This is a genomic window from Allosphingosinicella sp. (assembly GCF_036570505.1).
Taxonomy (GTDB): domain Bacteria; phylum Pseudomonadota; class Alphaproteobacteria; order Sphingomonadales; family Sphingomonadaceae; genus Allosphingosinicella.
On the sequence record NZ_DATCYB010000059.1, the window covers coordinates 41,654 to 50,597 of the forward strand.

The following is an 8,944-nucleotide window of genomic DNA, read 5'->3' on the forward strand; positions in this document are numbered from 1 at the left end:
TCAAACCCTCGCCCTCCCACCGCCCCGAAACTGCCTTATTGCCAATTCATGACAGGGACACATATTGAGCGGCAAAGCGGCCCAGGGGGGCCCGCGCCGCCTTTTCGAGGAAACTTGAAGTGAAGATCGCCCAATCCACGCGTCCGGCCTTCTGGAACCGCTCGCATCATCTCGACAAGATGACGCTCAGGGAGCTGGTGGTCGCTTATGTCCAGTATCCGGCGATCATCGCCTATGTGGCGCTCTCGCTGGTGGCGATCGGCCTGTTCGCCTGGCAGCCGGCGCCGGTCGTGCCGACGCTCGCCGCGGTCGCGGTCTCGGCGCTGGTCTATCCGCTCGTCTGGTATGTGCTCCACCGCTGGGTGCTGCACAGCCGCTGGATGTTCAAGGTGCCCGTCCTCGCCTCGACATGGAAGCGTATCCATTACGACCATCACCAGGATCCCAATCATCTGGAGGTGCTGTTCGGCGCACTCCACACGACGCTGCCGACGATCGCCCTCGCCACCGCGCCGCTCGGCTACGCCATCGGGAGCTATTGGGGCGCGGGCTTCGGCGGCGCCTGCATCGCCTTCGCGACGGGGCTGCTGACGACCTGCTTCTACGAGTTCGTCCACTGCATCCAGCACCTCGCCTACAAGCCCAAGTCGAAGTGGATCGCGGAGATGAAGAAGCGCCACATGGCCCATCATTTCCACGACGAGACCGGCAATTTCGGCATCACCACCTTCTTCTGGGACAAGCTGTTCGGCACCTTCTACGACCGCGCCGAACGCCCGGCGAAGAGCCCGACCGTCTTCAACCTCGGCTACACGCCGGAGGTGGCGGAGAAGTGGCCGCACGTGGCGCGTCTGTCGGGCGGCGTCGCGAAGGGCCATCCGCGGAAGCGCGGCGAAGCATAAACCCGCCTCGGCGGGCACTGCGCTAAGAACGCGCCGCCGACGGCAGCTCACACATCCGTTTCACGTTCAGCGAGCGTTTGCGCGGAATGCGACTTGATCCACGCACGAGCGGTTTCGCGAGGATCCGTGGACGGATATGGCTTACTGGGAGGGCTGGTGATCTCCAGTATGATGCCGTTGGGGTCGCTCAAATAGATCGACCTTTGGGCTCCGTGGTCTTCTTCCTTGAAGTCGATGCCCGCGCAGCTCAGTCGCTCGCGCCACGCATCGAGCGCGGCATCATCACCTACGGAGAACGCATAGTGCGGCAGATCCGAGACGCCGGCGACGCCTTCTTCGCACGGTCCGTCGAAGGCACACAGGGCCAACTGATGCCCGCCGCCCAGCCCGAAGATCATCATCAGCCATTCCATGCCGTCCCAGTCCGGACCGCTGAACGACGCGAGAAGGGGCAAACCCAGCGTCTCGCCGTAGAATGACTGGCTCGCCTCAGGCTCGCGCACCCTCAAAGCGACGTGGTCGAAGCGAAGCAGGCTGTCTGGCATCTTCTGCTACCCCCAGCCGACGATGGAGGTTCATCATACGCCCGCACAGGGGCAAGCGGAAGAAGGTGGCCGCGCGAGCGACACGACGAAGAGCCAGCCGGTTTATAGGCGCGGACCGAGCCGCGGATGCGGGATTATAGGACTCGGTGACAGCCCTCCGCCCAGGCGCTACGAGCGGGGCATGAACAGTCCGTCCGCCTCATCTCCCTCTCCTCAATCCGACCCCATCACCGTTCGCACGGTCGAGCAGGCGGCGGACGTTAAGACGTTCGTCAACCTCGCCTGGGCGATGAACAAGGGCGATCCCTGGTGGGTGCCGCCCTTGAAGACCGAGGTGCACGGGCTGCTCGATCCGCGCACCAACCCGTGGTTTGAGCATGGCGAGGCGCGGCTGTTCCTGGCCGAGCGGCGGGGGCGGCCGGTGGGGCGGATTTCGGCGCAGGTGGACCGGCTGGTGCTCGAGGCGCCGCACGAGCAAGGCGGAGGTCCGGGCACCGGTCATTGGGGGATGTTCGAGGCGGCCGACGCGGAGGTGGCGGAGGCGCTGCTGGCGGCCGCGGAAGGCTGGCTGCGCGAGCGCGGAATGACACGGTCGATGGGGCCGTTCAGCCTTTCCATCTGGGACGAGCCGGGGCTGCTGGTCAAAGGCTTCGATCATTCGCCGACGGTGATGATGGGGCACAACAAGCCGGATTATGAGGCCTGGGTCGAGGCGGCCGGATATCACGGTGTCAAGGATCTCATGACCTATGAGCTCGACGTCACGCAGACGATGCCGCCGCTGGTCCAGCGCATCGTCGCGATGGGCGAACGCAACCAGCGCATCCGGGTGCGAAAGGTCGACAAGTCGCGCTTTGATGAGGAGGTGGCGATCATCCTCGGCATATTGAACGACGCGTGGGGCAATAATTGGGGTTTCATCCCGCTGACCGACGCGGAGATCGCCTACGCGGGCAAGAAGCTGAAGCCGATCGTGTTCGAGGATCTGATCCGCATCGCCGAGCTGGACCCCGGAACGGAGCCCGGGGCAGGCTTCGAGCCGGTGGCGTTCATGATCACCCTGCCCGACCTCAACGAGCTCACGCGCGACTTCGACGGGCGGCTGTTCCCGTTCAACTGGGCGAAGCTGCTCTGGCGGCTCCGCAGCCCGAAGGTGAAGACCATGCGGGTGCCGCTGATGGGGGTGGTGCGGCGGCTCCAGTCGAGCCGGCTCGCCAGCCAGCTCGCCTTCATGATGATCGAATATATCCGCCGCGACGCCATCGCCCATTATGGCGCGGTCCGGGGCGAAATCGGCTGGATTCTCGACGACAATGTGGGCATGCGCTCGATCGCCGAGACGATCGAAAGCCGCGTCAATCGGGTATACCGGATTTACGAAAAGGCGCTCTAAGGCGCCTTAGACTTCCAGCTCGACCCACGTGGGGGCGTGGTCGCTGGCCTTTTCGCGGCCGCGATACTCCTTGTCGACGCCGGCATCGAGGAGGCAGTCGGCGGCCTGGGGGGAGAGGAGGAGGTGGTCGATGCGGAACCCCGCGTCGCGCTGCCAGCAGCCGGCGGTGTAGTCCCAGAAGGTGAAGACGGCGCCTTCGGGGTAGCGGGCGCGGATGGCGTCGGTCCAACCCTGATGCAGGATGCGGCGGTAGGCGGCCTGGCTTTCCGGCTGCATCAGCGCGTCGCTCGCCATCGCGCGGCGCGAAAACACGTCGTCATGGGTGGTCGTGGGGATCACGTTCCAGTCGCCGGCCAGCGCCACCGGCACCTCCTCGGCCAACAGCTCCGCCGCGTGCGAGCGGAGACGATCAAGCCAGGCGAGCTTGTAGTCGAATTTGGGGCCCGGCTGGGGGTTGCCGTTGGGGAGGTAGATGGAGGCGGCGACGATGCCGCCCACCTCGGCCTCGATATAGCGGCTGTGGGTGTCGTCGGGGTCGCCGGGAAGGCCCATGCGCCGGAGCTTCGGCTCCGTGCCCCGTGCGAGAATGGCGACGCCGTTGAAGCCCTTTTGGCCGTGCCAGACCGCGCCGTAACCGGCCGCTTCGATATCGGCGGCGGGGAAAGTCTCGTCGGCGCTCTTCAGCTCCTGGAGGCAGGCGACGTCCGGCTTCTGCTCCTCCAGATATTCGAGGAGCCGCGGCAGCCGGGCGCGGATGCCGTTCACATTGTAGGTGACGATCTTCATGGCGGTGACTTAGCGGGCCTCGTCCGCTTCGTCACACCGAAAAGCTGGTGCCGCAGCCGCAGCCCGACGCGGCGTTGGGATTGGTGACCTGGAAGGCGGCGCCGCCGAGGGACTCGACGAAGTCGACGGCGCTGCCGCGCACGAGGTCGAGGCTGACCTCGTCGACGACCAGAGTGACGCCGTCCTGGAGGGCGGTTGTATCGCCCGCTTCGACCGCGTCGGCGAGCCCGAAGCGGTACTGAAAGCCGGCGCAGCCGCCACCGTCGACGGCAAGGCGCAGAATCGGCGGCTTGCCCTGCCGCTTGGCGATCGCGGCCACCCGCGCCGCGGCGGACGCAGTGAGGGCGATTTCCGGTGTTTCGTTCATGGACCCGAGATAGGCGTGGCGCGCCCGCCGGACAAGAACGCCCTCCTCAGCGCGTGCGGTAGCCGCAGACCACGCCGAACAGGAAGGACATGAACAAGGCGAGTTGTAGATTGCCGCTGGGATCGTTCCATCCCAGCAGGGTCGCGCCGAAGGCGAACAGGCCGATGAACAGTCCGAGAGCGAGGCCCATCATAGGCGGGGTTTCCCCTGAAAATCGCCAGTCGCGTCCCTCATGCCACAACAGGAGTAAACTCCTGGTGAAAAGCTTGTGCGAACGACCGCTTGCCGCCATAGAGCCGCCAACCCCGGAATCAGTGGAGCGCACCCGATGAAGACCCGCGTCTATGTCACGCTGAAGAACGGCGTCCTCGACCCGCAGGGCAAGGCGATCCACCACGCGCTGGAAGGCCTCGGTTTCTCCGGAGTCAACGACGTGCGCGCCGGAAAGCTGATCGAGCTCGACCTGGCCGAAGGCGTCAGCGACGACGATGTCGAGGCGATGTGCCGGAAGCTCCTCGCCAACACCGTGATCGAGAATTTCCGGATCGAGCGCGCCGCCTGAAGGACACAGACCCATGAAGAGCGCCGTCATCGTCTTCCCCGGTTCCAACTGCGACCGTGACCTCGCCGTCGCGATCCGCGAGGTGAGCGGTGAAGCGCCCGCCATGATCTGGCACCGCGAGACCGAGCTTCCCGAGGGCCTGGACCTCATCGCCGTGCCGGGTGGGTTCTCCTATGGGGACTATCTGCGTTCCGGCGCGATGGCGGCCCAGTCGCCGGTGATGCGGGCGGTGAAGGACGCCGCCGATCGGGGCGTTTCGGTGCTCGGCATCTGCAACGGCTTCCAGATCCTCACCGAAACCGGGCTGCTGCCGGGCGCGCTGATGCGAAATGCGGGCATAAACTTCGTCTGCCGCGACGTGCCCCTGAAGGTCGAAAACAGCCAGTCCGCCTTCACCAGCCGCTACCAGGCCGGCGAGGCGATCACCATTCCCGTCGCCCATCATGACGGCAATTACACCGCCGACGAGGCAACACTGGACCGGCTGGAGGGGGAAGGGCGGGTCGTCTTCCGCTACCGCGATACCGTCAATGGCTCGGCGCGCGACATCGCCGGCATCGTCAACGAGGCGGGCAATGTGCTGGGCATGATGCCGCACCCCGAACGGATGATCGAACCCGCTCATGGTGGCACCGACGGACGGCGGCTGCTTGAAGGCCTGATCGAAGCGATCGGCTAAAAGGCCCGCCCCGCCCGTCGCGGCGGGAGGGAGCGGCGAAGCTTATTTCTCGTCGCCCGCCTTGCCGCGCCGGGCCTTGATGCCGAAGCTTTCCAGCGCCCGCTGCCATATCGCCAGCGCGTCGGGATCGAGCTTGTAGCGCGTGCACGCCTCTTCGGGAGTCAGCAGGCCGTCGGTCACATCGGCCATCGCCCGCGCCTTGCGGGCGCTCGCCCCACCGAACAGGGACCTGGGCTCGGTAGCCTCCGGCTTCGCCGGCGCCCGCCTCGGCTTCTTGTCTTCAAACAGGACGATCATGTTCGCCTCACCCATAATGATCCCCCTGAACAATCCTTTCGCGCCCGATACGGTTAACAAAAGGTAAAGATCGGCCAGGGCTGCGACGGACGCGTTGCGGAATGCGACGAAATTGCCGGAGGGATGACTTTCTGACGGCCATGCGGCGTGGACTATGCGAAAAACCCCTCCCGCGAAGGGGAGGAGCAGATGCGAAAATTCACGGCCGCGAAGGGCTTTCGCACGTCATCGGCAGACGTAGTAAAGGTTCATGATGTCGTGCTCGAGCCGGTGGGTCTCGACCTTACCGAAGCCCGCATCCTTCAGCATCGACAGCGCCAGCTCCTCGCCCCAGGCGGCGCCCAGGCCGTCGCCGCCCTGGGCGAGCGATACGGTCATGCAGTGCATGCAGCTGATCGCGTAGATGAAGGAAGCGAGCGGCCGTTCCAAATTATCGGCGACGTCGCTGGCGGAATCGATGTCCTGCATCAGATAGACGCCGTCCGGCCGTAGCAGTCGCCGAATATTGGCGAGCACCACCGCTGGATGCGCCTGATCGTGCACGGCATCGAAGGTGAAGATGAGATCGAACCGCGCCTCCCCCGGCAGATGCGTCGCGTCGGTGGCGACGAACTCGACATTGGCGAGCCCCAACGCAGTGGCTTCCCGATTGGCGATGTCGACGGCCTCGATGCTGAGGTCGTAGCCGGTAAGCGGCTGTTCGGATAAAGCGCCGCCAACCGGTTCAACGCCCGGCCGGACCCGCAACCGATATCGGCGACGTCGATCCCCGCCCGGAGCTGGGCATCAAGACCCGGCACCAGCGGAATGATCGCCTCCTCCAGCACGGCGACCACCGTCTGCGCGCTTTCCTCGGCCATCACTTCGTGGAAGCGGTCGAACGCCTGATAGGGGACGCCGCCTCCCGTCCTGAAGCAGTCGACGATCCGGTTCTCGACACCGCCCAGAACCGAGACGAACTGGAACATCGCCGCCATGTTGCCCTGCTCCGCGTCACGCCCGAGAAATGAGCCATGGACCTCCGGCAAGCTGTAGCGACGGGTCTTCCGGTCGAGCTCAACGATGCGACCGGTGGTCATCGCGCCCAGCCATTCGCGGACGTAGCGCTCGTTGAGGCCAGCGCGATCGGCCAGTTCCTGGCTCGTCACCGGTCCGGCGGCCTTCAGCGCCTCGAACAGGCCGGTACGGTGGCCGATCGACATCATCAGCCCTAGGGTCGCATGATTGGCCATGGTGACGAGTCGGCCGGAAAATTCCTCCTCGGCCGTGCTCATCGCCCCCGCGGGTTTTTCGAGCGTCGGCATCGGCACGGCGGTATTGCACATCCTGAATGGTCCTTTCCTTTTTGGATAGGCCCGCGCTAGCGACCGGCCGTTGAGCTCACCGTTTGAGCGAGCGTTGGAATCTGGTATTTTCCTCGTTGAAACGGAGTGCCCTCCCAGTGTCCGCACCGGTACCGATGCCATCGGACGAGCGAATTGAAGTCCGCCTGCTTGGCGAGCTGGCGCTGAGGTGTGGCGGCATGCTCGTCGCCCTTCCCGCATCGCGAAAGACGCGAGCGATCTTCGTTTACCTGCTCCTCACCGGGAAGCCCGCACGGCGCGAGCGGCTGTGCGAGATATTCTTCGACATTCCCGACGATCCGCGGGCGGCGCTGCGCTGGTCGCTTTCGAAAATACGCGCCATGCTCGGCCCGTTCGCCGGCGCGCTGGAGGCGGACCGTGCCCGCGTGTCGCTGCGGACCGAGCATATCCGGACCGACCTCGACCGGCTGCGCGAGACGCTGGAAGACGAAAGCGAGCCCGACGCGGCGCTCACCGAAGCGGCGATGGAGCCGCCGCTCGCCGATTTCGACCTTCCCAGTCTCGATATCTACGCCGCCTGGCTGGCCGCCGAGCGCGCCGAGATCGATCGCCTGCGCGCCCTCTATCTCGCCCGCGTGGCCGAAGCGCCCGCCCTTACCGCCGAGAGCCGCCGGCGCTACGCGGCGGAGGCCGAGTCGCTGGGCTTCTGCCCTCTTCCGCTGGAGCCAGGAACCAGCAAGCCATCGCGTCTCCTGCAAGGCGCCCGCCCCACCGTGCTGGATCAGACCGTTCATTATTGCACCGCCCCCGACGGCGTCCGCATCGCCTATGCCTGCACCGACGAAGGCCCTCCGCTCGTCAAGACCGCCAACTGGCTCAACCATCTGGAGCTCGACTGGTCGGGTCCGGTGTGGGGACGACTCGTCACCGAGCTTTCACGCCGGCATCGGTTCGTGCGCTATGACGAACGCGGCAACGGCCTGTCCGACCGTGATGTCGTCGACATCAGCTTCGAGGCCTTCGTTCGCGATCTCGAAACAGTCGTCGACACGCTCGGGCTGGAGCGCTTCCCACTCCTGGGCATCAGCCAGGGCTGCGCCGTCTCGATCGAATATGCCGCTCGCCACCCCGGCCGGGTCAGCCACCTCATCCTGCTCGGCGGATACGCCGCCGGCTGGCGCCATGTCGCCGACGAGGAAGAAGCGGCGCGGCGCGAAGCGGTGATCACGCTCGTCGCCCATGGCTGGGGCGAGGATACCCCGATCTACCGCCAGATTTTCAGCCAGACCTTCATGCCGTCGGGCACGCATGAGGAGATCGACTGGTTCAACGAATTCCAGCGCGCCACCGCCAGCGCCGAGAACGCCGCCCGCTTCCTCCAGGCCTTTTCCACGATCGACGTTCGCCACCGACTGGCGGACGTCAAGGCGCCGACCCTCGTCCTCCACGCCCGGGGCGACCAGAGGGTACCGATCGCACAGGGAATAGAGCTAGCCGCGATGATCCCTGGCGCCAGCCTCGTCACCCTCGACACCGACAACCATGTCCCCCTCGGGCGCGAGCCGGCGACGACGCGCATTCTCGAATCCATCGACGCTTTCCTGGGACCGCTGCCGAGGCCGACCCCGATACAGCCGGCCGGCGTCGCGCCCTGAAGGTCGAGACAGCGCCCGTTCAGGGCGGAACCGCTACGCGGCCTCCGCCTTGAATAAAGATCACGTTGCTCTAACCCGGGACTTCCATGCGCGCATTGCCTTTATTCCTGCTGCTCGGCCTGTCGCTCGCGGCACCGCTCTCCGCCCAGGCCCGAGACGAGCCGCTGGGCGAGATCCTCGAGTCGATCGAGGACGCAATCCGACCAGCGCCGTCGCCCGCGCCTCTTCCGGTTCCACACGCGCCGGTGCCGCCGGACGGCATCGGCACGACACCGCTGCCTCCCTCCCGGATCGATACGCCTTTCGGTCCGCCCACCGAGGCTCCCGACGAGGCCGAGGCGGTCATCGCCGCGGATGACCTGCCGGACGAGACGGCAGCCGATCCCGAGCCCGAGTTTACGGAGGCCGAGCGCCAGGCCCAGTGGGAAGCGGCCGAGCGCGCCCGGCTTGAGGC

At 66.0% G+C, this 8,944-nt stretch carries 11 protein-coding genes and 3 pseudogenes; 6 read left to right on the forward strand and 8 right to left on the reverse strand.

Features of this window, described 5'->3' with window-relative positions:
* The first annotated feature begins 179 nt into the window (after positions 1–179).
* Complete coding sequence (locus VIR62_RS06630; RefSeq protein WP_431869775.1) at positions 180–902, forward strand: sterol desaturase family protein; 723 nt, start codon at positions 180–182, stop codon at positions 900–902.
* A gap of 47 nt (positions 903–949) precedes the next feature.
* Here the strand turns inward: VIR62_RS06630 and VIR62_RS06635 are convergent, their stop codons facing one another.
* On the reverse strand, positions 950–1,447 hold the full coding sequence (locus VIR62_RS06635) for a VOC family protein (protein ID WP_431869752.1): 498 nt from the start codon (positions 1,445–1,447) through the stop codon (positions 950–952).
* A 181-nt stretch (positions 1,448–1,628) separates the two neighbouring features.
* On the opposite strand from VIR62_RS06635, the gene VIR62_RS06640 reads away from it, so the two are divergent.
* Positions 1,629–2,840, forward strand: coding sequence for an N-acetyltransferase (locus tag VIR62_RS06640; protein ID WP_431869754.1), 1,212 nt, complete (start codon positions 1,629–1,631; stop codon positions 2,838–2,840).
* Between the two features lie 6 nt (positions 2,841–2,846).
* Here VIR62_RS06640 and xth read toward each other — a convergent pair whose 3' ends face one another.
* Genes xth through VIR62_RS06655 form a run of 3 tightly spaced genes read right to left on the reverse strand, consistent with a single transcriptional unit; the run spans position 2,847 to position 4,186 of the window.
* Positions 2,847–3,626, reverse strand: a complete 780-nt coding sequence (xth, locus tag VIR62_RS06645; protein ID WP_431869756.1) for an exodeoxyribonuclease III — start codon at positions 3,624–3,626, stop codon at positions 2,847–2,849.
* 31 nt (positions 3,627–3,657) lie between these two features.
* A complete protein-coding gene (locus tag VIR62_RS06650) occupies positions 3,658–3,993 on the reverse strand; it encodes a HesB/IscA family protein (protein WP_431869758.1) in 336 nt (111 codons plus the stop codon).
* A 46-nt stretch (positions 3,994–4,039) separates the two neighbouring features.
* Positions 4,040–4,186 carry a hypothetical protein gene (locus VIR62_RS06655; RefSeq protein ID WP_431869760.1) on the reverse strand — a complete coding sequence of 49 codons (147 nt, stop codon included), beginning with the start codon at positions 4,184–4,186 and terminating at the stop codon, positions 4,040–4,042.
* A 135-nt stretch (positions 4,187–4,321) separates the two neighbouring features.
* On the opposite strand from VIR62_RS06655, the gene purS reads away from it, so the two are divergent.
* A complete protein-coding gene (purS, locus tag VIR62_RS06660; protein WP_431869761.1) occupies positions 4,322–4,555 on the forward strand; it encodes a phosphoribosylformylglycinamidine synthase subunit PurS in 234 nt (77 codons plus the stop codon).
* A 13-nt stretch (positions 4,556–4,568) separates the two neighbouring features.
* On the forward strand, positions 4,569–5,234 hold the full coding sequence (gene purQ, locus VIR62_RS06665) for a phosphoribosylformylglycinamidine synthase subunit PurQ (protein ID WP_431869763.1): 666 nt from the start codon (positions 4,569–4,571) through the stop codon (positions 5,232–5,234).
* A gap of 42 nt (positions 5,235–5,276) precedes the next feature.
* On the opposite strand, the gene VIR62_RS06670 is transcribed toward purQ, so the two are convergent.
* From VIR62_RS06670 to VIR62_RS06685, 4 genes and pseudogenes are all read right to left on the reverse strand, one after another.
* The gene (locus VIR62_RS06670; protein ID WP_431869765.1) at positions 5,277–5,546 is read right to left on the reverse strand and encodes a DUF1153 domain-containing protein; all 270 of its coding nucleotides are present in this window, start codon (positions 5,544–5,546) and stop codon (positions 5,277–5,279) included.
* A gap of 210 nt (positions 5,547–5,756) precedes the next feature.
* Positions 5,757–5,999: a hypothetical protein gene (locus VIR62_RS06675; RefSeq protein ID WP_431869777.1), complete on the reverse strand. Its 243-nt coding sequence runs from the start codon at positions 5,997–5,999 to the stop codon at positions 5,757–5,759.
* Positions 6,000–6,011: 12 nt separating this feature from the next.
* Positions 6,012–6,278 (reverse strand): annotated as a pseudogene (locus VIR62_RS06680) (class I SAM-dependent methyltransferase); the annotation flags it as partial.
* A 260-nt stretch (positions 6,279–6,538) separates the two neighbouring features.
* A pseudogene (locus VIR62_RS06685) lies at positions 6,539–7,075 on the reverse strand (hypothetical protein); the annotation flags it as partial.
* Between VIR62_RS06685 and VIR62_RS06690 the strand changes: the two are divergent.
* Positions 6,973–8,490: an alpha/beta fold hydrolase gene (locus VIR62_RS06690; protein ID WP_431869767.1), complete on the forward strand. Its 1,518-nt coding sequence runs from the start codon at positions 6,973–6,975 to the stop codon at positions 8,488–8,490. The pseudogene VIR62_RS06685 and the gene VIR62_RS06690 sit on opposite strands and share 103 nt — an antisense overlap.
* A gap of 86 nt (positions 8,491–8,576) precedes the next feature.
* A pseudogene (locus tag VIR62_RS06695) lies at positions 8,577–8,944 on the forward strand (hypothetical protein); the annotation flags it as partial.

Coding starts and splice junctions, on each gene's coding strand:
- VIR62_RS06655 (WP_431869760.1), bottom strand. CDS start 4,186: ATGATGGGCCTCGCTCTCGGACTGTTCATCGGCCTGTTCGCCTTCGGC.
- xth (WP_431869756.1), bottom strand. CDS start 3,626: ATGAAGATCGTCACCTACAATGTGAACGGCATCCGCGCCCGGCTGCCG.
- VIR62_RS06675 (WP_431869777.1), bottom strand. CDS start 5,999: ATGCAGGACATCGATTCCGCCAGCGACGTCGCCGATAATTTGGAACGG.
- VIR62_RS06635 (WP_431869752.1), bottom strand. CDS start 1,447: ATGCCAGACAGCCTGCTTCGCTTCGACCACGTCGCTTTGAGGGTGCGC.
- VIR62_RS06640 (WP_431869754.1), top strand. CDS start 1,629: ATGAACAGTCCGTCCGCCTCATCTCCCTCTCCTCAATCCGACCCCATC.
- purS (WP_431869761.1), top strand. CDS start 4,322: ATGAAGACCCGCGTCTATGTCACGCTGAAGAACGGCGTCCTCGACCCG.
- VIR62_RS06650 (WP_431869758.1), bottom strand. CDS start 3,993: ATGAACGAAACACCGGAAATCGCCCTCACTGCGTCCGCCGCGGCGCGG.
- VIR62_RS06630 (WP_431869775.1), top strand. CDS start 180: ATGACGCTCAGGGAGCTGGTGGTCGCTTATGTCCAGTATCCGGCGATC.
- VIR62_RS06670 (WP_431869765.1), bottom strand. CDS start 5,546: ATGGGTGAGGCGAACATGATCGTCCTGTTTGAAGACAAGAAGCCGAGG.
- purQ (WP_431869763.1), top strand. CDS start 4,569: ATGAAGAGCGCCGTCATCGTCTTCCCCGGTTCCAACTGCGACCGTGAC.